The following is a 23,350-nucleotide window of genomic DNA, read 5'->3' as shown; positions in this document are numbered from 1 at the left end:
CGCGTCAGCCGCCAGCTTCGGGGCGCCTGCCGCGGGCGCAAGCATGGCCCGCGGCACGTGAACGCGAGGCGGACTTACTTGCCGGCCAGCTCGCGCTTGGCCAGCCACTGCGTCAGGGCGGACAGCTCGTCCAGCGTATGCACGTTCTCGCTGCGGTACTTGCCGTCGACCACGATGGTCGGCGTGCCGGTCACCTGCCACTTCTGGATCAGTGCGAGATCCTTCTTCATCTGCGCGGTCACCTCGTCGGAGGTGGCGATGCGCATGAACTCGGCGCGGTCCACGCCGTGCTTGGCGTAGAAGTCGGCCAGTTCGTCCAGCGAGTTGATCGGGTAGTGCTGGGCGAACTTCTCGGCGAACAGCTCCAGGTGGCTCTTCTCGACCACGCCGAGCTTCTTCGCCGCGTAGTAGGCGCGCGCGTAGGGCAGCCATTCCGCGCTGAACGGGGCCGGCACCAGCTTGAACACGACGCCCGGTGGCAGCGACTTGCGCAGTTGTTCGGCGATGGGCGCGAAGTGCGCGCAGTGGATGCAGCCGTAGGAGAACACCTCGACCACTTCCACCTTGCCCTCGCTGCTGTAGCGCTGGTGCGGGCCGGGCAGGGTGACGTATTCCTGGCCCTCGGTGTACGGCGCCGGGCCGTCGGAGTTCGAGGCGGTGCAGGCGGTGGCCAGCAGCAGGCCGCCGATCACGGCCAGGATGCGCAGGGGGGCGAGACGCTTGAACATGGATGTCTACTCCGCTTTCGCGGCAGGCACGCCGGCCGGTCGGCCGGGCAGGACTGCCGCGGATGCCAGGTGGATGGCGCGCGCCGGCCGGCGGGCCGGCACGCGGGAACTCACTTGCCGGCCGCTTCCTTGGCCACCAGCCACTGGGCCAGCTCGATGCTCCGGCCGTAGCCCACCTCGGTCGGCGCGAAGCGGTACTTGCCGTCGATCACGATGGTCGGCGTGCCGTCGACGCCGTAGGCCTTCACCAGTTCGTCCGAGCGCTTCATCTTGGTGTTGATGCTGAACGAGTTGGCGACGGCGGCGAATTCCTTGGGATCGGCGCCGAACTTGGCGTAGACCTTGGCGATGTCGTCGATGGTCGGCAGCGCCGCCTTCGGCTTGAGCCCGCCGGTGGGCTTCATCGCGCTGATCTCCTGCGACTTCCACACCGCGTCGTACATCGCGTCGTTGGCCTTGTCGGCCACGCCGAGCACCTGTGCGGTGAGGTAGGCGCGCTGCAGCGTGGGCCAGTTCTCCTGCGGGATGAACGAGGCCGGCAGGTAGACCATCTGCGCGCTCGCCGGCAGGCTCTTGGCGAGCTGCGAGACGACCGGGTGGAACTGGTTGCAGGCGGGGCAACCGTAGGAGAACACCTCGACCACCTCGATCTTGTCGGTGCCGCTCACCTTCGGCTGGGCCGGCTCGATGCGCTGGTAGTCCTTGCCCTCGACCCACTTGCCGTCGTCGACGAAGGGCTGCGCGTCGGCTGCGGCCGCCGGCGTGGCGGCCGCCGTCTGCGCCGGCGCCGGTGCGGTGGCGTCCGCCGCGGTGCCGGCCGATGCCGGCGCCGGGGCGGGTTCGGTCGTCGCCGTGCCGGCGGCCGCCGGCGCAGTGGCGCTGGCAGCCGTCGCGGGCGGCGCGGTTTCCGCCTGCTGCGCGGCGCTGCCGGTATCGCTGTTGTTGCTGCAGGCGGCGAGCGCGAGCAGGGCGGCGCACAGGATCGGCAAACGCTTCAACATGGGGACCTCGGCACGAAACGGGAGGAGGCGAAACGATCACGCCGACGGACGTCGGCGTGAAGGGAGTCGATCAGGGCGTGGCCGGCTTGGCTTCGGCGCCGTCGGCCACGTGCAGGCCCTCGATGTAGCTGGCCAGGGCGGCGATGTCCTTGGCGTCGAGCTTTTGCGCGATGCCCGGCATGATCTTCGCGTGGGCGTCGTCGCCCCAGGTGGTGCCGTCGTGCCAGGCCTTCAGCGTGGCTTCGATGTACTGCGCGTGCTGGCTGGTGAGCTGCGGGTACATGGCGCCCGGGTTGCCGCGGCCGTCGATGCTGTGGCAGGCCATGCAGGCCGGGATGCCGCGCTCGGTGTCGCCTTCGCGGAACAGCTTCTGGCCCTGCTCGACCAGCGCCTCGTCGGCCACGCCGGGCAGCGAGGTCTTGCCGGCGAAGTAGGCGCCGATGTCGTGCATGTCCTGCTCGGACAGCGCCGCGGACATGCCGAGCATGATCGGGTTCTGCCGCTTGCCGCTCTTGAAGTCGGTCAACTGGCGGGCGATGTACGACTCGTGCTGGCCGGCCAGCTTCGGGTACTGCGGGTCGGTGGAGTTGCCGTCCATGCCGTGGCAGGCGCCGCAGGCGGCGGCCTTGCCCTGGCCCGCGGCGGCGTCGCCCGGCTTGACCGCGGCGGTGGCGGTTTCGGCGGCGGCCGGTGCGGCGGCTGCGGAAGCGCCGCTGGCCGGTGCGGCGGTGCTGGCGGCGGCCGGTGCCGTGGTGGCGGCCTGCTCGGCGTCCTTCGCCACGGCCGTGCCGGCGGACAGCGCGAAGACGAGGGCTACGGCAGCCCCGATAACAGCCGGTCGAAAACCAGCAGGCCGAAAACTCATACACTTGTCTCCAGAAAGACCGCAAAGACTGCCGCAGGCCGCCGCGCGAAGCCGGCGGCGGGCAGAAACCGCAGAATTATCCCCGCACCACCGCAACCGGTCAAACCATGTCCAATCCGCTCCAGGGTGCGCAGTTCGTGCTCGCCGCCCACCGCATCAGCCAGTTGCCTGCCGACCACGGCGCCGAGGTGGCGTTCGCCGGCCGCTCCAATGCGGGCAAGTCCAGCGCGCTCAACGCGCTGACCAGCCATAAGGGCTTGGCGCGCACCTCCAAGACCCCGGGCCGCACCCAGCAGATGGTGGTGTTCTCGCTGCCGCCGCTGGCGGCGGACGGCGGCGCGCTCGACGCGCGGCTGGTCGACCTGCCCGGCTACGGCTACGCCAAGGTGCCGCTGGAGATGCGCGAGCACTGGAAGCAGGAGATCGACCGCTACCTGCACCAGCGGCGCAGCCTGCGCGGGGTGGTGCTGATCGCCGACATCCGCCATCCGCTGAAGGAGTTCGACCGGATGATGCTGGATTTCTGCTTCGCCACCGGGCTGCCCTGCCACCTGCTGCTGACCAAGGCCGACAAGCTGTCGCGCAACCAGTCCATGCAGGCGCTGGCGGCGATGCGCAAGAGTTTTCCCGACGGCCTGCACGCTACCGCGCAGGTGTTCTCGTCCACCGCCGGCACCGGCGTGGACGAGGCGCGCGAGGCGGTGGTGGCGCTGCTGCGGCGCCCGCGCGGGGATTGACGCGGCGTCAGCCCTGCACGGCGGCCATGAACGCCGCGCACAGCGCTTCCATGCCGGCGCGGTCGTCCTCGTCGAAGCGGGCGACGACCGGGCTGTCCACGTCCCACACGCCGAGCAGGCTGCCGTCGGCCCTGACCAGCGGCACCACGATCTCCGACTGCGAGGCGGCGTCGCAGGCGATGTGCCCGTCGAACGCGTTGACGTCGCGCACCAGTTGGGTCCGGCGCGTCTGCGCCGCGGTGCCGCAGACGCCGCGGCCTAGCGCGATGCGGATGCACGCCGGCTTGCCCTGGAACGGCCCGACCACCAGCTCGCTGCCGTCGTAGAGGTAGAAGCCGGCCCAGTTCAGGTCGGGCAGGCTGTGGAACAGCAGGGCGCCGAAATTGGCGGCGTTGGCGATCAGGTCGCGCTCGCCGGCGAGCAGCCCGCGCGCCTGCTCCAGCAGGTCGGCATAGTGCTCGCGCTTGTCGGCGTAGATGGTCTGGCTCAGTTCGAACATCGCGGGAAACCGGCGGCAAAGCCCGTATTATGCGCCGTGCCATCACGGGGAGGAGCGGCATGAGCGTCACCGAGCAGCGCGAAGGCATCGAGGCGGGCCGGCTGGACATGTTCGTGGACGGCGCGTTCGCATTCACCCTGACCCTGCTGGCGATCGGCGGGGAGACCATCCCGGACAGCGGCTCCCGGCTGGTGGCGCTGCTGCGCGGGATTCCCGCGGCGGCCTGCTGCTTCGCGCAGATCGCGATGATGTGGCACGGCCACGTGCGCTGGCGGCGCCTGTGCCCGCGCAGCACGACGCCCGGGCTGCTGTTCTCGCTGGTGCTGGTATTCCTCGCGCTGGTCTTCGTGTATCCCCTGCACATGGTCTACGCGAGCGCGTTCTGCGGCTTCAGCGGCGGCCTGCTGTCGCCCGAGTTCACCATGAAGTCGTGGCTGGACATCAAGGCCGTGTACGTCTGCTTCGGCCTGGCCTTCGCCTGCATGTCGGGCACGCTGGTGCTGCTGTTCCGGCACGCGGCGCGCCAGCCCGGGCTGGCCGGCGCCACCCGCCTCCAGGCCCGCGTCGAGGCGGTGGGCTGGAGCCTGCCGGTGGCGATCGGGCTGGTCTCGGTCGTGCTGACCCTGCTGCTGCCGGACACCACCGGGGGGCTGCTCACGGCCCTGCCAGGCATGGTCTACATGCTGATGTTCCTGACCGGGCCGGTGGTCTCGGGCTTCCGGCGGCGCTACGCGTCGTGAGCGGCCGCGCGCTGTTCGTCGCCGGCACCGACACCGGCATCGGCAAGACCCATGCCGCCTGCACGCTGCTGCACGCCTTGCAGGCGGCCGGGCAGCGCGCCTGCGGCATGAAGCCGGTGGCGAGCGGCAGCCTGGAGACGCCGGAGGGTCTGCGCAACGAGGACGCGCTGGCGCTGCTGGCCGCCGGCGGCGCGCCGCTGCCGTATGCGGCGGTCAATCCGGTGGCCCTGCGCGAGCCGCTGTCGCCGCACCTGGCGGCGGCGTACGAGGGCGTGACGGTGCGCATGCCGCCGCTGCGCGACGCCTTCGAGCGGCTGCGCGCGGCGCACGACTGGGTGGTGGTCGAAGGCGTCGGGGGCTGGCGCGTGCCGCTGGCGCCGGACCTTCTGGCGTCGGACATCCCGCGGCAATGGCGGCTGCCGGTGGTGCTGGTGGTCGGCCTGCGCCTGGGCTGCCTCAACCACGCGCTGCTCAGCGCCGAGGCGATCGCCGCCGACGGCTGCCAACTGCTTGGCTGGATCGGCAACCGCATCGACCCGGCGATGATGGCGCTGGAGGACAATCTCGCCACGCTGCGCGAGCGCCTGCCGGCGCCCTGCCTGGGCGTGCTGCCGCATGGGCTTTCGCCTGCCGAGGCCGCGTCCGGGCTGGACCTCGGCCCGCTGCTTGGGCTTTCACATCGGGCATGATGGGCGGCAATGCAGGATTCCGCCGCGTTCCCCAGGAGGACCCCATGAGTCAGCGCAACCACTACTACCTGTCCATCGACGACCTGTCGCGCGCGCACGGCAGCGAGCCCGCGCTGTCCTACGACGGCGCCGGCCCCGGCGATTTCGCCGCGGCGCTGCAGGAGGCCCTGCGCGGCCCGGCGCTGTTCGAGCGCTGGCGCGCCATGCAGCCCGATCCGGACGAGGTCGACATGAGCCTCGGCGGCACCGACCCCTCGGCCGAGGCCAAGGCGGCCGTGTCCGACCTGCGCACCGACGTCGACCTGGTCACCAGCCTGCCGATGCGCGTGGTGCGCCACCGCCTGAACCTGTTGATCGGGTCGGCCTGGCAGCTTCGCGACATGCGCGCCGCCTGAGCGGGCAGGCCGTCCGGCCCTTGGAACATGGCCCCTGGAGTGGTTAGAGTCGAAGGCTGTCGACTCACCGCGTCCGCCGTGCGGATGCACCACCAGGGAACCCCTCGATGCCTCGTCTCCGTATGCTCGTGATCGCCACCTCGATCGCCCTCGCCGCCTGCTCGCAGCCTTCCGGCGACGCCGCCAAGTCCGCCGACGGCGCGGCCGCCCCGGCCGGCAGCGCATCCGCGCAGACCGCCGCAGCGAGCGCCGACGCGAACGCGGCCAACCCGTTCTTCGCCGCCAGCACGCTGCCGTTCCAGGCGCCGCCGTTCGACAAGATCAAGGAGGGCGACTACCAGCCCGCGCTCGAGGAAGGCATGAAGCAGCACCTGGCGGAGATCGAAAAGATCGCCGACAACGCCGAGCCGCCGACCTTCGAGAACACCTACGTGGCGATGGAGAAGTCCGGCGCCCTGCTCAAGCGCGCAAGGGCGGCCTTCGACGCCGTCACCGGCGCCAACACCTCCGATGCCCTGCAGAAGGTGCAGGAGGAGGAGGCGCCCAAGCTGGCGGCGCACGAGGACGCGATCCACCTCAACGACAAGCTGTTCGCCCGCGTCGAGGCGGTCTACAACCAGCGCGAATCGCTCAAGCTCGACCCGGAGTCGCTGCGCCTCGTCGAGGTGACCTACAAGGATTTCGTGCGTGCCGGCGCCAAGCTCAGCGATGCCGACAAGGCCAGGCTGAAGGAGCTCAACAAGGAAGAGTCCACGCTCAGCACGCAGTTCACCAACAAGCTGCTGGCCGCCACCAAGGACGGCGCGCTGGTGGTGGACGACAAGGCCAAGCTGGCCGGCCTGTCCGAGGGCGACCTCGCCGCCGCCGCGCAGGACGCCAAGGGTCGCAACCTCGACGGCAAGTGGCTGCTGCCGCTGCAGAACACCACCCAGCAGCCGGCCCTGAAGGACCTGACCGACCGCGCCACCCGCGAGGCGCTGTTCAAGGCCTCGTGGGACCGCGCCGAGCACGGCGGCGCCAACGACACCCGCGACCTGATCGAGCGCATCGCGCAGATCCGCGCCGAGCAGGCCAAGCTGATCGGGTTCCCGAACTACGCCGCGTGGACGCTGGAAGACCAGATGGCGAAGAAGCCGGAGACCGCGCTGAAGTTCATGCAGGACCTGGTGCCGGCCGTCACCGCGCGGGCCGCACGCGAGGCGCAGGACATCCAGGCGGTGATCGACCGCGAGAAGGGCGGCTTCAAGCTCGCCGCGTGGGACTGGCAGCATTACGCCGAGCAGGTGCGCAAGGCGAAGTTCGACCTCGACGAGGGCCAGATCAAGCCGTACTTCGAGCTGGACAACGTGCTGCAGAACGGCGTGTTCTACGCCGCCAACCAGTTGTACGGGCTGACCTTCAAGGAGCGCCACGACATCCCGGTGTACCAGCCGGACGTGCGCGTGTTCGAGGTGTTCGACAAGGACGGCAGCTCGATGGCGCTGTTCTACTGCGACTACTTCAAGCGCGACAACAAGAACGGCGGCGCCTGGATGAGCAACTTCGTCGACCAGTCGAAGCTGCTGGGCGCCAGGCCGGTGGTCTACAACGTGGCCAACTTCACCAAGCCGGCAGCGGGCCAGCCGGCGCTGCTGTCGTTCGACGACGTGACCACGATGTTCCACGAGTTCGGCCACGCGCTGCACGGCATGTTCGCCGACTCGCAGTACCCGTCGCTGTCCGGCGCCAACACCGCGCGCGATTTCGTGGAGTTCCCGTCGCAGTTCAACGAGCACTGGGCGACCGACCCGAAGGTCTTCGCCCACTACGCCAAGCACTACCAGACCGGCGAGCCGATGCCGCAGGCGCTGGTGGACAAGATCAAGAAGGCCGGCACCTTCAACAAGGGCTACGACATGACCGAGCTGGTCGCCGCCGCCCTGCTGGACATGGACTGGCACATGCTCGGCGCCGACGCGCCGAAGCAGGACGCGGACAAGTTCGAGCAGGCCGCGCTGACCAAGGACAAGATCAACCTCGACTACGTGCCGCCGCGCTACCGCTCCAGCTATTTCCAGCACATCTGGGGCAACGGCTACGCCGCCGGCTACTACGCCTACCTGTGGACCGAGATGCTGGCCGACGACGGCTTCGAATGGTTCAAGGAGCACGGCGGCCTGACCCGCGAGAACGGCGACCGCTTCCGCGCGATGGTGCTGTCGCGGGGCAATACCGAGGACCTGGCCAAGATGTACAGGGACTGGCGCGGCAAGGACCCGAGCGTGGAACCGATGCTGATCGGCCGCGGCCTGAAGGACGCGCCGAAGCAGTAAGCCGCCGCGGCGGCACGGAAACGGAACGGGCCGGCGCGATGCCGGCCCGTTTTCGTTGTGCATGCCCGGGATCCGCTGCCGTCGTGGCCGGAGGAGGGCGCCGGTGCGGGCGCGGTGCACGGCGATCCGCGCGGCCGCCGATGCACTCGGCGACCAGCCTACGACCGCATCGTCCCAGGATGGTTCGCAGGCCGCCGTGGGCGGCCTGAGTTCAATACGCGAATTCGCGGAACACTGGGTCCACGCTGCCGCCCCAGGCGCCGTGGAACAGCTCCAGCTTGCGCTCGGCCGGGGTCTGGTCGGCCTCGACGATCTCGATCAGCGGCTCAAGGAAGATGCTCTCGTCGGCGCCGTTCCGGTTGAGGCGGGCGCGGCGCCGGAGGCCGTGCGCTGCGATCTTCAGCACCTCGCGGGCGAGGTCGCGCACCGTGCCGCCGCGGAACGGTAGCTTCAGCGCCTGCCGGGGCACGCCGTCGCGCAGCGCGTGGCGCTCGGCCATCGTGAAATCCTTGACGAGGTCCCAGGCCGCGTCGAGCGCCTCGTCGTCGTACAGCAGGCCCACCCACAGCGCGGGCAGGGCGCACAGCCGGTTCCAAGGACCGCCGTCGGCGCCGCGCATCTCCAGGTACTGCTTCAGGCGCACCTCGGGGAAGGCGGTGGTGAGGTGGTCGGCCCAGTCCTTCATGGTGGCGCGGGTGCCGGGCAGGGCGGCCAGCGTGCCGTCCATGAAGCGCCGGAAATCCTGGCCGGCGAGGTCGATGTACCGGCCGTCCTGGTAGCTGAAGTACATCGGCACGCCGAGGATGTAGTCGACGTAGCGCTCGTAGCCGAAGCCGTCGGCGAACACGAAGTCGAGCATGCCGGTGCGGTCCGCGTCGGTGTCCTCCCATACGTGCGAGCGGTAGGACAGGTAGCCGTTCGGACGTCCGTCGGTGAACGGCGAATCGGCGAACAGCGCGGTGGCGACCGGCTGCAGCGCGAGGCTGGTGCGGAATTTCTTCACCATGTCCGCCTCGCTGGAAAAATCCAGGTTCACCTGCACGGTGCAGGTGCGCGTCATCATGTCCAGGCCGAGCGAGCCGACCTTGGGCATGTATTCGCGCATGATCTTGTAGCGGCCCTTCGGCATCCACGGCATCTGGTCGCGCCGCCACTTCGGCTGGAAGCCCATGCCGAGGAAGCCCAGGCCCATCGCGTCGGCCACCGAGCGCACTTCCTCCAGGTGCGAGTTCACCTCGCAGCAGGTCTGGTGGATGGTTTCCAGCGGCGCGCCGGAAAGCTCCAGCTGGCCGGCCGGCTCCAGCGTGATGTTGGCCATGCCGCGGGTCAGCGCGACAGGCGTCTCGCCTTCGCGCGCGATGTCCCAGCCGTAGCGCGAGGCGATCCCTTCGAGCAGGGCGCGGATGCCGCGCTCGCCCTCGAAGGTGGGTGGCGCGAGGTCGTCCGTGCGGAAGCCGAACTTCTCGTGCTCGGTGCCGATGCGCCACGCCTCGCGCGGCTTTTCGCCGGCCGCGAGGTAGTCGACCAGTTGCTGGCGTCCCCCGATCGGGGTGCTCTTGACGGCACTGGGTATGGACACGGGCATGACCTCGCAGGGGGAGCGGGTCACTATGGGGGTGTCGGGCCGCGACGAAAAGGGGGCGCCGGCAAATCCAGGAGCGGCGCGAGGTCGGCCGCCGGGCCGCGCCGGCGCGTGGCGCCGCGGGTCGGCCGAAGGCGGGAGCGGCCGGCGATCCGCCCGGCTTCGGCGGGCGCGCCTGCGCAGGCGGTCCGCCCTCCCCGGCGACCGGGGAGGGCGGCGGCGTTCAGCGCTTCATCGAGTTGAAGAACTCGTCGTTGGACTTGGTGTTCTTCATCTTGTCCAGCATGAACTCCATCGCCGCCAGCTCGTCCATCGGATGCAGCAGCTTGCGCAGGATCCAGATCTTGGCGAGCAGGTCCGGGTCGATCAGCAGGTCCTCGCGGCGGGTGCCGGAGCGGTTGATGTCGATCGCGGGGTAGACGCGCTTCTCGGAGATGCGGCGGGACAGGTGCACTTCCATGTTGCCGGTGCCCTTGAACTCCTCGTAGATCACCTCGTCCATCTTGCTGCCGGTGTCGGTCAGCGCGGTGGCGATGATGGTCAGCGAGCCGCCTTCCTCGACGTTGCGCGCCGCGCCGAAGAAGCGCTTCGGGCGCTGCAGCGCGTTGGCGTCCACGCCGCCGGTGAGCACCTTGCCGGAGCTGGGTACCACGGTGTTGTAGGCGCGGGCCAGGCGGGTGATCGAGTCGAGCAGGATCACCACGTCCTTCTTGTGCTCGACCAGGCGCTTGGCGCGCTCGATCACCATCTCGGCCACCTGCACGTGGCGCACCGCCGGCTCGTCGAAGGTCGAGGAGATGACCTCGGCGCGCACGGTGCGGGCGATCTCGGTGACTTCCTCCGGGCGCTCGTCGATCAGCAGCATGATCAGGTGCGCGTCGGGGTGGTTGTAGGTGATCGCCTGAGCGATGTTCTGCAGCATCATCGTCTTGCCGGACTTCGGCTGGGAGACGATCAGGCCGCGTTGGCCGCGGCCGATCGGCGCGACCAGGTCGAGGATGCGGCCGGTGATGTCCTCGCTGGAGCCGTTGCCGCGCTCGAGCTTGAACGCCTTGCGCGGGAACAGCGGGGTGAGGTTCTCGAACAGCAGCTTGTTCTTCGACGCTTCCGGCGGGTCGCCGTTGATGTCGTCGACCTTGAGCATCGCGAAGTAGCGCTCGCCTTCCTTCGGATGGCGCACGCGGCCGGTGATGTAGTCGCCGGTGCGCAGGTTGAAGCGGCGGATCTGGCTGGGCGAGACGTAGATGTCGTCGGGGCCGGCCAGGTAGCTCTCGTCGGCCGAGCGCAGGAAGCCGAAGCCGTCCTGCAGGATCTCCAGCACGCCCTCGGCCCAGATGCCGCCGCCGGAGCGGGCGTGCGCCTTGAGGATGTTGAACACCACGTCCTGCTTGCGCTGGCGGGCGACGCCTTCCTGGATGCCGAGCGACTCGGCGAACTCGAGCAACTGGATCGAGTTCTTGCGCTTGAGCTCGGTGAGGTTGATCAGGCGGTCGTTGCTGCCCGGATCGGCGTTGTCGTCGTCCACCGGCAGGCCGTTCGGGTTGCGTGGGTGGCCGCCGCCGCCCGGTCCGCCCTGGGGACGCTGGCCGCGCTCGTGGCGCCGGCGGCGGCCGCGGTCGTTGCGGTCGTTGCGACGCTCGTTGTTGCCGCCCTGCTGGCCGCCGTTGCCGGCCTGGGCCGGTTCCTGCGGCGGCCGCGGGCCGTCGTTCGAGGTCGCCTGCGGCTGTGCCGGTGCGGGCGCCGGGGAGGCGGCCGGGGCCGGCGCGGGCGCATCGACCGGCAGGCTGGCCTGCACGGGCGCGGGCCGGGCCGGTTCGCTGGCCGGGGCGTCGGGCGCCGGCTTGTCGGCCTTGGCCGCAGCCGTCTTGCGCGGCGCGCGCGGCTTCGGCTCGGCGACAGGCTTGGTGTCGGCGCCCTTGGCGTCGTTGGGTTCTTTGCTTTCGATATCGGACACGGGCAAACCTCGTGGGGCGCCGTTGAGTACAGGAGGGAGGGTGAGCGTTGCGCGGAGCGCGCTCGGAGGCAGGACGCCCCCGACGGTCGGGAACGAATCTAACACCCGCCGCGCGGCGCCGTAAAGCGCGGCGGCGAGCGGGTGCGACGAGGTCAGATGGCCTTGTCGATCATCTGGGTAAGCTGGCCCTTGCCGACGGCGCCGATCTGGGTCGCCTCGACCTTGCCGTTCTTGAACACCATCAGCGTCGGGATGCCGCGCACGCCGTAGGTGCGGGGGGTCTGCTGGTTGTGGTCGATGTTGAGCTTGACGATGCGCAGCTTGCCTTCGTACTGCCTGGCCAGCTCGTCGAGCATCGGCGCGATGGCCTTGCACGGGCCGCACCATTCGGCCCAGAAGTCCAGCAGCACCGGCACTTCCGACTCCAGCACCTGCTGCTGGAAGGCGTCGTCGTTCACATGGGTAATCAGGTCGCTCACCGGTGTCTCCGTGGATGGCGTGAAAGGGGGTTGAGGACCGCGCGGCCGGCATCGGCTACACTCAGGCGCCCATGTTGCGCGGGTCCGAACCGGGTAACTGCGGAGGAATGCCGTTGCGGCAGGCCTCCATTGCATCGTAACTCGGGGCGCGATTCAAGCGATTCAAGGGCAGCAGCGGATGGTTCCGTTGACATAGGCGAGCGGGTTCCGGCGGGCGTTTCCGGTGCCTAGCCCGCTCGCCTATGCCAGCGGGGCCGCCGCTCGTTACCGCCATCCATGGCGGCGCCGGCTGCGGCTTGCGCGGGCGGCCAGGCGGCCTTTCGAAGGTCCGCCGGCCCGCGCACCGCGCCGTGCCGCATCCATCCACCTTCCCGCGTCGCCGCCACGGCCGCGGGGCCAGGCGCCGCCCGGCGGCCGCCTGTACTTTCATCCGATACCTCAATGTCACAGACCGTACTTACCGATACCTTTTTCACCAACTTCGATCTCCATCCGCTGCTGCAGCAGGGCCTCGACGAGGCCGGCTTCACCCGCTGCACGCCGATCCAGGCGCTGACCCTGCCGGTGGCGCTGTCCGGCCGCGACGTCGCCGGCCAGGCGCAGACCGGCACCGGCAAGACCTGCGCCTTCCTGGTCGCGCTGATGAACCGCCTGCTGACCACCCCCGCGGTGGCCGAGCGCAAGGACAGCGACCCGCGCGCGCTGGTGATCGCGCCGACCCGCGAACTGGCGATCCAGATCGAGAAGGACGCCCGCTCGATCGGCCGCCACACCGGCCTGCGCATCGCCCTGATCTACGGCGGCGTGGACTACGACAAGCAGCGCCAGCAGCTCAAGGACGGCTGCGACATCATCATCGCCACGCCCGGCCGCCTGCTCGACTACTACAAGCAGCACGTGTTCGGCCTGGACGGCGTCGAGGTGATGGTGGTGGACGAGGCCGACCGCATGTTCGACCTCGGCTTCATCAAGGACGTGCGCTTCATCTTCCGCCGCCTGCCGGCGCGCGAGCAGCGCCAGGTGCTGCTGTTCTCCGCCACGCTGAGCCACCGCGTGCTCGAGCTGGCCTACGAGCACATGCACGAGGCCGAGAAGCTGGTGGTGGAGACCGACAACGTCACCGCCGACCGGGTGCGCCAGGTGGTCTACTTCCCGGCCAAGGAAGAGAAGATGCCGCTGCTGCTCAACCTGCTCGAGCGCACCCAGGCCGAGCGCAGCATCATCTTCGTCAACACCAAGGCCGCCGCCGAACGCATCACCGAGCGGGTGAAGCGCCAGGGCTACCGCGTCGGCGCGCTCTCCGGCGACGTGCCGCAGCTCAAGCGCCAGAAGCTGCTGCAGCGCTTCCAGGACGGCCAGCTCGACATGCTGGTGTGCACCGACGTGGCCGCGCGCGGCCTGCACATCCCGGCGGTCAGCCACGTCTTCAACTACGACCTGCCGCAGGACGCCGAGGACTACGTGCACCGCATCGGCCGCACCGCGCGGCTTGGCGCAGAGGGCGACGCGATCAGCTTCGCCTGCGACCTGTACGCGATGAGCCTGCCGGAGATCGAGGACTACATCGGGCAGAAGATCCCGGTGGCGACGGTCGAGCCGGAGCTGCTGGTGATGCCCAAGCCGCGCGAGATCGACGCGCAGTACGCCGCGGAGGCGGCCGCCGACAGCGCCGCGTTCGGCGACAAGGTGGAGCCGCGCGGCGACGAGAAGAAGAAACCGCCGCGCAGCCGTTCGCGCAGCCGCAGCGGCGAGCGGCCGCCGCGCGAGGAGCGGTCCGGCGAAGGCCGTCCGCCGCGCGAGCCTCGCGTCGCAGCCTCGGCGCCGGCCGAGACGCCGATCGAGGCGGCGGCCGACAGCGCCGCGCCGGCGGCCGCCGCGGCCGAGGGCGAGCGCAAGCGCCGTCGCCGCCGGGGCGGCCGCAACCGCCGCCGCGAGGGCGGCGAGGCGGTGGCGAACGCGACGGCCAATACGGCGACGAATGCCGCCGACAGCGGCGACCGCCCCCCGCGCGGCGAACGCAAGCCGCCGCGCGAGCGTGCGGCGGAGCCTTCGCGGCCCTCGCGCCAGGTCGCGGTGAAATCCGGCGTGGCCGCCGAGGCGGCGAAGAAGCCCGGGCTGTTCCGCCGGCTGACCCGGCTGTTCACCGGCCGCTGAACCGGCGTGCGGATGCAGGCGCGTTTCGCGCCTGCATCGCGCGATCCGTGCGCACCTGCGCGCGCGCATCCCTTATCCTTGCCGCTGGTGCGGCATCCATGGGCCGGGGATACGCGGTGATCCGCTTCGAACAAGTCAGCAAGCGCTACGAGGGGGGCCACGAGGCGCTCTCGCAGCTTTCCTTCGAGGTGGCGACAGGCGAGATGGCCTTCGTCACCGGCCACTCCGGCGCCGGCAAGAGCACCCTGCTGAAGCTGCTGGCGCTGATCGAGCGTCCCTCGCACGGCGTGATCACGATGGACGGGCAGAGCCTTGCGAAGATCGGCCGCAGCGGCATTCCCAGGCTGCGCCGGCGCATCGGCATGGTGTTCCAGGACCACCGCCTGCTGGTCGAGCGCACGGTATTCGCCAACGTCGAGCTGCCGCTGCTGATCGGCGGCATCGCCGCGGGCGAGCGCGCCAGGCGCGTGCGCGCGGCGCTGGAGAAGGTCGGCCTGCTGGCCTACGAGCGCCAGCGGCCCGATTCGCTGTCCGCCGGCGAGCAGCAGCGCGTCGGCATCGCGCGCGCGATCGTCGCCAGGCCGGCGCTGCTGATCGCCGACGAGCCCACCGGCAACCTCGATCCGCAACTGGCGGTGGAGATCATGGGCCTGTTCGCCGAATTCCAGCAGGTCGGCACCACCGTGCTGGTGGCCAGCCACGACCTGCCGCTGATCAAGCGCATGAAGAAGCGCGTGGTGGTGCTCGACCATGGCCGGCTGGTGGCGGACGTCGCATCGCAGGAGGTGCTGTGAACAGCCCGTCCGAAACCCGTTCCGCCGACGCGCCCGCCGCGGACGCCGCCAACGCGCCGCGCAGCGGGCGCAGCCACGTCAGCCGCTTCGGCAACTGGCGCGAACACCACGGCTGGAGCGCCGCGGCCAGCCTGCGCCGGCTGGCCGGGCGCCCGCTCGGCACCCTGCTCACCATCGCGGTGATGGGGCTGGCGCTGGCCTTGCCGCTGGCGTTCTACCTGCTGCTCGCCAACGTGCAGTCGCTGGGCGACGCGCTGGGCCGCAACCAGACCGTCAGCGTGTTCCTGAAGCCGGGCCAGTCCGGCGCGCAGGCGATGCTGCTGGCGACCGAGTGGCGCAGCCGCGCCGACGTCAGCGCGGTCACGGTGAAGACGCCGCAGGAAGGCATCGACGAACTGGCCGCGATGCAGGGCTTCTCCGGTGCCCTGCACGCGCTGGACGACCGCAATCCGCTGCCCTACGTGCTCGACGTGCTGCCGCGCGCCGGCCTCGACGCCGCGGCGGTGGACCGCCTTGCCGCGGAGCTGCGCGAGCAGCGCGCGGTGGACCTGGTGCAGGACGCCGGCCATTGGCGGCAGCGGCTGGACGCGCTGCTGGGCGTCGGCCATCGCGCGGTGCTGGTGCTGGCCCTGCTGCTGGCGCTGGCGGCCCTCCTGGTGGTCGGCAACACGGTGCGGGTGGACATCGCCAGCCGCAGCGAGGAAATCGGCGTGCTGATGCTGATCGGTGCCAGCCGCGCCTTCGTGCGGCGCCCTTATCTGTATGCGGGCATCTGGTACGGGCTGTTCGGCGGCGCGTTGGCGGCGGGACTGGCCGTGCTGATCGAGCTGGCCCTGGCCGAGCCGGTGGCGCGGCTGGTGCAGGCCTACGACGGCAAGCTGGTGCTGGCCGGGCTGCCGCCGTGGCTGCTGCTGGCGGTGCCGCTGGCCACGGCGGTGCTGGGCTGGCTCGGCGCGCGCCTGGTCAGTGCCTGGCAATTGCGGCAGGCGGCCTGAGCCGGTTCCCGCGGGAAGGGAGTGACCGCCTTCGCAGGCGTTGCGGCCGGCTTCGGGCAAGATAGGGTCGTGCCGGCGGACGCAGGGGGCGTTCGCCAACTCAGTGGCCGGGATGCCTCGGAGCCAAGTGGATGGGTGGGAATGAATGCAAGTATCGGCAGCCGTAGCGTCGGCACCGCACCCCGGGTGCTGGTGGTGGACGGCTCGCGGGTGGTGCGCCAGTTGATCCAGCGGGTGCTGCAGGGCGAACTGCCGGAGGCCGAGGTGATCGGCTGCGGCAGCGGCGCCGAGGCGCACCGGCTGCTCGACGGCGGCGTGTTCGACTTCATCACGATCGCGCTGCGCCTGCCCGACATGGACGGGCTGGAGCTGGCGCGCTACGTGCGCGAGTCCGCGCCGCAGATCTACGTGCCGATCGTGGTGGTGTCCGGCGACGTGGACGACCGCCTGCACCGGCGCGCGCTGGGCGAGCACGTCACCGACTACTTCGACAAGTCGCTCGGCTTCCAGGCGCTGGCCGAGTTCATCCGCGGCTACGTGCGCCCGGAAAGCGCGGCCGAGGGCACCGTGCTGTACGTGGAGGACAGCCGGGTCGTCGCGCTGGCGACCCGGCGCATGCTGGAGAAGATCGGCCTCACCGTGCGGCACGTGGTCAGCGTGGAGGACGCCCTGGCGCTGCTGGAGACCGAGCGCGTGCAGGGCCGGGTCGGCGCCGACGTGGTGCTCACCGACGTCAGCCTGAAGGGCGAGCTGACCGGCGGCGACCTGCTCGAGCGCATCCGCGGCGAGTTCGCCTACGGCAAGGGCAGGCTGCCGGTGCTGGTGATGACCGGCGACGAGAATCCCGCCAACCAGGCGGCCTTGCTCAGGGCCGGCGCCAACGACCTGGTCGAGAAACCGGTGGAGGAGAAGCTGTTGATCACCAAGCTGCTGTTCCAATTGCGCGTGGCGCGGCACCTGCGCGAACGCGGAGCCACGGCATGAACGCGGACCGGATCAGGCTGGAGGCGTCCTGGAAGGAGCGCCTGGGCGATTGCCTAGCCAGTCCGCCGATGCAGGCGCTGTCCGCGTTCCTGCGCGCCGAGAAGCAGAAGGGCAAGGTGATCTACCCGCCCGGCCCGGAAATCTTCGCCGCGTTCGACCACACGCCGTTCGACGCGGTGCGCGTGGTGATCCTGGGCCAGGATCCCTACCACGGCCCGGGGCAGGCGCACGGGCTGTGCTTCTCGGTGCGCCCGGGCGTGCCGGTGCCGCCGTCGCTGCAGAACATCTTCAAGGAGATCCAGCGCGACCTGGACCTGGCGCCGCCGGACCACGGCTGCCTCACGCCCTGGGCCGACCGCGGCGTGCTGCTGCTCAACAGCGTGCTCACGGTCGAGCGCGGCCGGGCCGGGTCGCACCAGGGCAAGGGCTGGGAAGGCTTCACCGACGCGGCCATCGATGCGCTCAACCGCGAGCGCGAAGGCATCGTGTTCCTGCTATGGGGCAGCTACGCCCAGCGCAAGGGGCAACTGATCGACACGCGCCGCCACCGCGTGCTCAAGTCGGTGCATCCCTCGCCGTTGTCCGCCCATCGCGGCTTCATCGGCTGCGGCCATTTCTCGGCCGCCAACCGCTACTTGGCCGAGCACGGCCAGGAGCCGATCGACTGGTCCCTCCCCCCGCGGGCCCTGCTCAAGGACGTGCCTGCGTAGCGCGCAGGCGGCCTCCTACACTTCCGCCCACATCCGCAGCAGGTTCGCATGCGATCTGCTGATGGCGTCGAAGGTCTCGCTCTTGCCCTCGCGGCCGAAGACCTGCCGCTGCGCGTTGTCCAGGTCCCACAGCAGTTCGCGCCTGGCCGGGTCGCGCACGTGGCTCTGCACCCAGATGATCGCCGCATGGCGCGTGCCCTGGGTGACCGGGGTGACCCGGTGCAGCGAATTGGCCGGGTAGGCGATGGCGGCCCCCGCCTCCAGCTTGAACTCGTAGCCCAGGCCGCTGGTGTTCACTTCAAGCTCGCCGCCGGCATAGGTATTCGGGTCGGACAGGAAGACCGTGATCGCCACGTCGCTGCGCACCGCGCTGTCCATGCTTCCCATCAGCGGCGAGTCGACGTGCAGCCCGTACTCCATGCCCGGGGCGTAGCGGTTGAACATCACCTGCGTCATCGCCGCCGGCAGCAGCGCCCGTTGCAGCAGCGCGTTGCGCAGGAAGGCGGCGCGCACGATCTGGATCATCCTGGCCTGGCTTTCGGTGCTGGTGTCGACCTGCTGGTTCCGCTTGACCTCGCGCGCCGACCAGCCGGCCGTCTTGGCGCCATCGATGAACGGCGCATTCTGGAGTTCGCGGCGTATCGCACCGAGCTCTTCGCCGGTCAACACGTTCGGTGCACAGATGATCAAGACGGGCTCCCCCTGGGAAATCGATCCAGCGACATGAAGCGGCCGCATGGGACTGATGGCCGTTCCGTCGATTGTAGTTAGGCCCCAAGCTTGCCGGAAACGGACGCGGGCGGCCACACCGGCCGGGCCGGCGCGATGGATTCCAGTGCCGGTTGGCAAGGCGTCTTTGCAAGGGGAAACGTCGGCGGCTAAAGGGTGGCCGTCCGCCATGCGCGGAAACATGCATGCGCGGAAACCATGGGGTCGGGATAGGCAGGGTCGCTCCCGCCAGCGGGTCAGGCCGCCGGGTCGCCACCCTTGATTCCTGGCTCCCGATGCCGCGCAAGGTGGCGTGGGACGTCCTGTGGCAGGCGCGCCCGTCGGCGAGAGGGGTCGAGAGCGACTGGGGACACGACGCCTCCGGCAGCTTCCCGGGGGGGGAGTGGACAATCCCTCTTCAATAATGTACGATCCGGTACATTAAATTCCTGCCGAACTTCTGCAGGCTTTAGCACTCATAGTACGAGAGTGCTAAGCTGACCCAACTTCAGGAGGTTCCATCCATGTCTCAAGCTTTGGTGACAGCCAGTCTGCCCGTCCCCAGCGTTGTCGGCAGCCTGGATGCCTACATCTCCGCCGTGCACCGGATTCCCGTCCTCAGCCAGGACGAGGAGCAGGCGCTGTCGCGTCGCTACAACGAGAACGAGGACCTGGCTTCGGCGAAGAAGCTGGTGATGTCGCACCTGCGCTTCGTGGTCCACGTGGCGCGCGGCTACTCGGGCTACGGCCTGCAGCTGGCCGACCTGATCCAGGAAGGCAACATCGGCCTGATGAAGGCGGTGAAGCGCTTCGACCCGGACCAGGGCGTGCGCCTGGTCAGCTTCGCGGTGCACTGGATCCGTGCCGAGATGCACGAGTTCATCCTGCGCAACTGGCGCATCGTCAAGGTCGCCACCACCAAGGCGCAGCGCAAGCTGTTCTTCAACCTGCGCAAGAGCAAGAAGCGCCTGGGCTGGATGAACGCCGAGGAAGTGCGCGTGGTGGCGAAGGACCTGGGCGTGCCTGAAGCGACCGTGCGCGAGATGGAGTCGCGCCTGTCCGGCCGCGACATCGGTTTCGAGGCCCCGGTGGACGCCGATGACGACGCCAAGCCGGCGCCGGCGGCGTTCCTGATCGACGAGGGCGCCGATCCCTACGAGAACGTTGCCGACGCCGACCAGGCCGACAACCAGATGGAAACGCTGTCGGCCGCGCTGCAGAAGCTGGACGAGCGTTCGCGCGACATCATCCAGCGTCGCTGGCTGAACGACGAGAAGGCCACCCTGCAGGACCTGGCCGACGAGTACGGCGTGTCGGCCGAGCGCATCCGCCAGGTCGAGGCGAACGCGATGAAGAAGATGCGCGGCCTGTTCGCCGCCTGAGCGTTTGGCTCCATTGCGGCATGACGGCAAAACGGCCCTTCGGGGCCGTTTTTCGTTGCGGTGCGAAGACTCTGGCGGCCATAGAGCCCGTTCACGATCCAACCGTCGGTCTAGCCGCCGCCTCGTCATTCCTGCGAGGCGCTTTTCAACAGCCCAGGGAGTGACTTGATGCTTCGAAGCTCAACGACGCTGGATCGCAGCTTGACCAACCCCTGCGGCTGTTGAAGCCGCTGGGATGACGTTTCATGGGGAATGCCCAAAGAGGCTCTTACCGCCTGTTCAAAGTCTCGCTGCCGGACTGGAATCCCCTCACGCTCCGCTCGTCATTCCTGCGAAAGCAGGAATCCAGGCGACTTCCCTTCCCCAAAACCTAGATGCACTGGATCCCAGCATCCGCTGGGATGACGCTTCGTAGGGGATGCCAGGGAGACTTTGAGCAGTTTTTTACAGCCGGCTATCGAGCAGCTTTTCCAGCTTGCGCTGGTCGACGGCGAACTTGCGGATGCCATCGGCCAGCTTGTCGGTGGCCATGGCGTCCTCGTTGAGGCCCCAGCGGAAGGTCGGTTCGTCGAGCGGCATCGGCCTGCCCTGCCGCGCGCCCGTGTCGGCCAGCGCGCGCGGCAGCGGTTCGTGCGTGGCGTCGAGCTGTTCGAGCAGGTCCGGGCTGATGGTGAGCCGGTCGCAGCCGGCCAGCGCCTGGATCTGGCCGATGTTGCGGAAGCTGGCGCCCATCACCACGGTGTCGTAGCCGTGGCGCTTGTAGTAGTCGTAGATGCGCCGCACCGAGCGCACGCCCGGATCGTCGTCGGGCGCGTACTGCTTGGTATCGGTGTTGGCGACGTACCAGTCCATGATGCGCCCGACGAACGGCGAGATCAGGAACACGCCGGCCTCGGCGCAGGCCACCGCCTGCTCGAACGAGAACAGCAGGGTGAGGTTGCACTGGATGCCGCGGCGTTCCAGCTCCTCGGCGGCGCGGATGCCTTCCCAGGTGGAGGCGAGCTTGATCAGCACGCGGTCGCGCGCGATGCCGGCGTCCTGGTACAGCTCTACCAGCCGCTCGGCCTTGGCGATGCTGGCGGCGGTGTCGAACGACAATCGCGCATCGACCTCGGTGGAGATGCGCCCGGGCACCAGCTCGAGGATCCTGCGGCCCACCGCGACGGCGAGGTGGTCGCAGGCGTCGGCGAGCTGCCGCTCGCGTGCGTTGCCCTGCGACCTGGCCCACGCCACCGACTCGTCGAGCAGGGGGGCGTAGGACGGCTGGCCGGCGACTTTCAGCAGCAGCGAGGGGTTGGTGGTCGCATCGACCGGACGGTAGCGGGCGATCGCCTCGATGTCGCCGGTGTCGGCGACGACGGTGGTGATCTGGCGCAGTTGCTCGAGTTGCGAGGCCATGGGTTCTCCGGAGGGGACGGTCCGGGCGTCTTGGCGTCCGGGGGGAGTTCAGTACAGGTCGACCGGGTCGACATCAAGCGACCATCGTACCTTGCGCGCGCCGGCGAGCGAGGAAAGGCCGGCCGCCCACGGCCGCAGCACCGCGTGCAACTGGCCGCGGGTGGCCGCCTCGAGCAGCAACTGGCCGCGCTGGCGGCCGGCGCGCAGCGGCATCGGCGCGGGCATCGGTCCGGCGATCTGCAGGGCATGGCCGGCGGGGAGCGCGGCGCAGGCTTCGGCGAGGAAGGCATCGACCGCCGCGCGCTGGTGCGCGTCGGCGCGCAGCAGCGCCTGGTAGCCGAACGGCGGCAGGCCGGCCTGTTGCCGTTCGGCCAGCAGTTCCTGCGCCGCGGCGGCGTAGCCGCGGGCGAGCAGGGTGCGCAGCAGCGGGTGGTCGGGATGGTGGGTCTGCAGCAGCACGCGCCCGGGCTTGCGCGCGCGCCCGGCGCGCCCGGCGACCTGGACCACCAGTTGCGCCAGCCGTTCGCCGGCGCGGAAATCCACGCTGTGCAGCCCTTCGTCCACGCCGACGATGGCGACCAGGGTGAGGTTGGGCAGGTCGTGTCCCTTGGCCAGCATCTGGGTGCCGACCAGGATCGCCGGCGCATCCTCGCGTAGGCCGTCGAGCAGGTGCTCGAAGGCATCGCGCCGGCGCGTCGTCTCGCGGTCGATGCGCAGCACCGGCACGTCCGGGAACTGCGCCGAGAGCGCTTCTTCCAGCCGCTCGGTGCCCTGGCCCTGCGCCTTCAGCTCGGGCGCGCCGCAGGCGGGGCAGGCGGCGGGCTGAGCCTGCTGGTGGTCGCAGTGGTGGCAGATCAACCGGTGGCGCGCGGCGTGCAGGGTCAGCGGATGCTCGCAGCGCGGACATTCGGCGTGCCAGCCGCACTGGTGGCACAGCAGCACCGGCGCGTAGCCGCGGCGGTTGCGGAACACCAGCGCCTGTTCGCCGCGGCCGACCGTCTCGGCGAGCGCCGCCAGCAGGGTCGGCGACAGGCCGTGGTCGAGCCGCTGCGCGCGCATGTCGACGATCTGCACCCGGGTCGGCTGGCTCGCGCCCGGCCGCGCGCGCAGGTGCACGGCGCGGTAGCGCCCGGCGGCGACGTTGGCGAGCGTTTCCAGCGACGGCGTGGCCGAGCCGAGTACCACCGGCACGCCGAGCGCGTGGCCGCGCAGCAGGGCCAGGTCGCGCGCGTGGTAGCGGAAGCCTTCCTGCTGCTTGTAGGCGCCGTCGTGCTCCTCGTCCACCACGATCAACCCGGCCTGCGGCAGCGGCGTGAACACCGCCGAGCGGGTGCCCAGGATCACCTTGGCCTCGCCCGAGCGGGCGCGCAGCCAGGCGCGCGCGCGTTCGCCCTCGGCGAGGTTGGAGTGCAGCACTTCCACCGCCACGCCCAGGCGCTCGCGCAGCCGGCGCACGGTCTGCGGCGCCAGGCCGATCTCCGGCACCAGCAGCAGCGACTGGCGGCCCTGTGCCAGCATCTGTTCGATCAGCGCCAGGTACACCTCGGTCTTGCCGCTGCCGGTGACGCCGTCGAGCAGGAAGGGCTGGAAGCGGCCGGCACTGGCGGCGATGCCGGCGACGGCGGCCTGCTGCTCCTCGCTCAGCGCGAGCGGAAGCGGACCCGGCCGGACCGGCGCGGGCGCGGCGGCGCGTTCGATCAGGCCGGCGGCGGCCAGCCGCCGCGCCGCCGCGCGCCAGTCGGGCAGCCGTTCGCCCAGTTCGGTAGCCGTCAGTGGCGCCGCGGCCAGCGCCTGGAGCAGCGCGCGGCTGCCGCCGCGGCGGCTGCCGGCGTCGAGCGCGCTGCGGCCGGCCGGAGTCAGCGCCCAGGCCTCGTCGTGGATGTCGGGCAAGGGTCGCGGCTCGCGCAGGGCCAGCGGCAACGCGTTGGCGAAGGCTTCGCCCGGCGCGCCCAGCCAGTAGTCGGCGGCGCGGGCGACGCTGTGCAGCAGCTCGGCGTCCAGCAATGGGGCGTCGTCGAGGACGCGCAGCGCCGCTTTCAGCCGGTTGCCGGCGACGGCGCTCTCCACGCCGGCCTGTACCACCACCCCGACCAGCCGGCCGCGGCCGAACGGTACCAGCACGCGGCTGCCGGCCACCGCCGAGCCCGTGGCGGGCGGCAGGTAGTCGAACAGGGACGGCAGGGGAACCGGAAGGGCTACGCGCAGGACGGCAGGCATGGCGACCTCGTGGCGGGCCAGTGTAGC

At 70.3% G+C, this 23,350-nt stretch carries 21 protein-coding genes; 11 read left to right on the top strand and 10 right to left on the bottom strand.

Annotated elements, in window-relative coordinates; all coding sequences use genetic code 11:
• Positions 1–74: 74 nt before the first annotated feature.
• From ASG87_RS01025 to ASG87_RS01015, 3 genes are all read right to left on the bottom strand, one after another.
• On the bottom strand, positions 75–728 hold the full coding sequence (locus ASG87_RS01025) for a thiol:disulfide interchange protein DsbA/DsbL (protein ID WP_055999473.1): 654 nt from the start codon (positions 726–728) through the stop codon (positions 75–77).
• Between the two features lie 110 nt (positions 729–838).
• The gene (locus ASG87_RS01020) at positions 839–1,729 is read right to left on the bottom strand and encodes a thiol:disulfide interchange protein DsbA/DsbL (RefSeq protein ID WP_055999470.1); all 891 of its coding nucleotides are present in this window, start codon (positions 1,727–1,729) and stop codon (positions 839–841) included.
• Between the two features lie 70 nt (positions 1,730–1,799).
• Positions 1,800–2,594: a c-type cytochrome gene (locus ASG87_RS01015; RefSeq protein WP_055999468.1), complete on the bottom strand. Its 795-nt coding sequence runs from the start codon at positions 2,592–2,594 to the stop codon at positions 1,800–1,802.
• Positions 2,595–2,701: 107 nt separating this feature from the next.
• Here ASG87_RS01015 and yihA point away from each other — a divergent pair, with 107 nt between their 5' ends.
• Complete coding sequence (yihA, locus tag ASG87_RS01010) at positions 2,702–3,331, top strand: ribosome biogenesis GTP-binding protein YihA/YsxC (RefSeq protein WP_055999466.1); 630 nt, start codon at positions 2,702–2,704, stop codon at positions 3,329–3,331.
• A 7-nt stretch (positions 3,332–3,338) separates the two neighbouring features.
• On the opposite strand, the gene ASG87_RS01005 is transcribed toward yihA, so the two are convergent.
• Positions 3,339–3,830, bottom strand: coding sequence for a GAF domain-containing protein (locus ASG87_RS01005; RefSeq protein WP_055999463.1), 492 nt, complete (start codon positions 3,828–3,830; stop codon positions 3,339–3,341).
• Between the two features lie 59 nt (positions 3,831–3,889).
• Here ASG87_RS01005 and ASG87_RS01000 point away from each other — a divergent pair, with 59 nt between their 5' ends.
• The 4 genes from ASG87_RS01000 to dcp all read left to right on the top strand — a co-directional run bounded on the left by ASG87_RS01000 (position 3,890) and on the right by dcp (position 7,966).
• On the top strand, positions 3,890–4,570 hold the full coding sequence (locus ASG87_RS01000; protein WP_055999460.1) for a TMEM175 family protein: 681 nt from the start codon (positions 3,890–3,892) through the stop codon (positions 4,568–4,570).
• A complete protein-coding gene (gene bioD, locus ASG87_RS00995; protein WP_055999457.1) occupies positions 4,567–5,259 on the top strand; it encodes a dethiobiotin synthase in 693 nt (230 codons plus the stop codon). Before ASG87_RS01000 ends, bioD begins: the two co-directional genes overlap by 4 nt.
• A gap of 44 nt (positions 5,260–5,303) precedes the next feature.
• Complete coding sequence (locus ASG87_RS00990; RefSeq protein WP_055999454.1) at positions 5,304–5,654, top strand: hypothetical protein; 351 nt, start codon at positions 5,304–5,306, stop codon at positions 5,652–5,654.
• A 107-nt stretch (positions 5,655–5,761) separates the two neighbouring features.
• Positions 5,762–7,966, top strand: coding sequence for a peptidyl-dipeptidase Dcp (gene dcp / locus ASG87_RS00985; protein WP_055999451.1), 2,205 nt, complete (start codon positions 5,762–5,764; stop codon positions 7,964–7,966).
• A gap of 211 nt (positions 7,967–8,177) precedes the next feature.
• On the opposite strand, the gene ASG87_RS00980 is transcribed toward dcp, so the two are convergent.
• The 3 genes from ASG87_RS00980 to trxA form a co-directional block, all read right to left on the bottom strand.
• Positions 8,178–9,545 (bottom strand): glutamate--cysteine ligase, encoded by a 1,368-nt coding sequence (locus tag ASG87_RS00980; RefSeq protein WP_055999448.1) that lies wholly within the window; start codon positions 9,543–9,545, stop codon positions 8,178–8,180.
• 226 nt (positions 9,546–9,771) lie between these two features.
• Positions 9,772–11,502: a transcription termination factor Rho gene (gene rho, locus ASG87_RS00975; protein WP_055999445.1), complete on the bottom strand. Its 1,731-nt coding sequence runs from the start codon at positions 11,500–11,502 to the stop codon at positions 9,772–9,774.
• Positions 11,503–11,654: 152 nt separating this feature from the next.
• Positions 11,655–11,981: a thioredoxin TrxA gene (gene trxA / locus ASG87_RS00970; protein ID WP_055999442.1), complete on the bottom strand. Its 327-nt coding sequence runs from the start codon at positions 11,979–11,981 to the stop codon at positions 11,655–11,657.
• 441 nt (positions 11,982–12,422) lie between these two features.
• Here trxA and ASG87_RS00965 point away from each other — a divergent pair, with 441 nt between their 5' ends.
• From ASG87_RS00965 to ung, 5 genes are all read left to right on the top strand, one after another.
• The gene (locus ASG87_RS00965) at positions 12,423–14,135 is read left to right on the top strand and encodes a DEAD/DEAH box helicase (protein WP_055999440.1); all 1,713 of its coding nucleotides are present in this window, start codon (positions 12,423–12,425) and stop codon (positions 14,133–14,135) included.
• 98 nt (positions 14,136–14,233) lie between these two features.
• Positions 14,234–14,929 carry a cell division ATP-binding protein FtsE gene (gene ftsE, locus ASG87_RS00960; protein WP_200948957.1) on the top strand — a complete coding sequence of 232 codons (696 nt, stop codon included), beginning with the start codon at positions 14,234–14,236 and terminating at the stop codon, positions 14,927–14,929.
• Positions 14,926–15,924 (top strand): permease-like cell division protein FtsX, encoded by a 999-nt coding sequence (gene ftsX, locus ASG87_RS00955; RefSeq protein WP_055999436.1) that lies wholly within the window; start codon positions 14,926–14,928, stop codon positions 15,922–15,924. Before ftsE ends, ftsX begins: the two co-directional genes overlap by 4 nt.
• Positions 15,925–16,065: 141 nt before the next feature.
• On the top strand, positions 16,066–16,908 hold the full coding sequence (locus ASG87_RS00950) for a response regulator (RefSeq protein ID WP_055999434.1): 843 nt from the start codon (positions 16,066–16,068) through the stop codon (positions 16,906–16,908).
• The gene (gene ung, locus ASG87_RS00945; protein WP_055999432.1) at positions 16,905–17,618 is read left to right on the top strand and encodes a uracil-DNA glycosylase; all 714 of its coding nucleotides are present in this window, start codon (positions 16,905–16,907) and stop codon (positions 17,616–17,618) included. The genes ASG87_RS00950 and ung overlap by 4 nt, the downstream gene beginning before the upstream one ends.
• A gap of 15 nt (positions 17,619–17,633) precedes the next feature.
• Here ung and ASG87_RS00940 read toward each other — a convergent pair whose 3' ends face one another.
• Positions 17,634–18,308: a Fe2+-dependent dioxygenase gene (locus ASG87_RS00940; RefSeq protein ID WP_055999429.1), complete on the bottom strand. Its 675-nt coding sequence runs from the start codon at positions 18,306–18,308 to the stop codon at positions 17,634–17,636.
• A gap of 542 nt (positions 18,309–18,850) precedes the next feature.
• Between ASG87_RS00940 and rpoH the strand changes: the two genes are divergently transcribed.
• The gene (gene rpoH, locus ASG87_RS00935; protein WP_055999426.1) at positions 18,851–19,708 is read left to right on the top strand and encodes an RNA polymerase sigma factor RpoH; all 858 of its coding nucleotides are present in this window, start codon (positions 18,851–18,853) and stop codon (positions 19,706–19,708) included.
• Between the two features lie 444 nt (positions 19,709–20,152).
• On the opposite strand, the gene tal is transcribed toward rpoH, so the two are convergent.
• Together tal and ASG87_RS00925 are read right to left on the bottom strand one after the other, a co-directional pair.
• Positions 20,153–21,106, bottom strand: a complete 954-nt coding sequence (gene tal, locus ASG87_RS00930) for a transaldolase (protein WP_055999423.1) — start codon at positions 21,104–21,106, stop codon at positions 20,153–20,155.
• A 48-nt stretch (positions 21,107–21,154) separates the two neighbouring features.
• Positions 21,155–23,323, bottom strand: a complete 2,169-nt coding sequence (locus ASG87_RS00925; protein ID WP_055999420.1) for a primosomal protein N' — start codon at positions 23,321–23,323, stop codon at positions 21,155–21,157.
• Positions 23,324–23,350 lie beyond the last annotated feature (27 nt).

The sequence above is a fragment of the Frateuria sp. Soil773 genome, assembly GCF_001428405.1.
Classification (GTDB): domain Bacteria; phylum Pseudomonadota; class Gammaproteobacteria; order Xanthomonadales; family Rhodanobacteraceae; genus LMSL01.
Note: the sequence above shows the minus strand (reverse complement) of the source record. Positions and strands in the feature narration are given on the sequence as shown.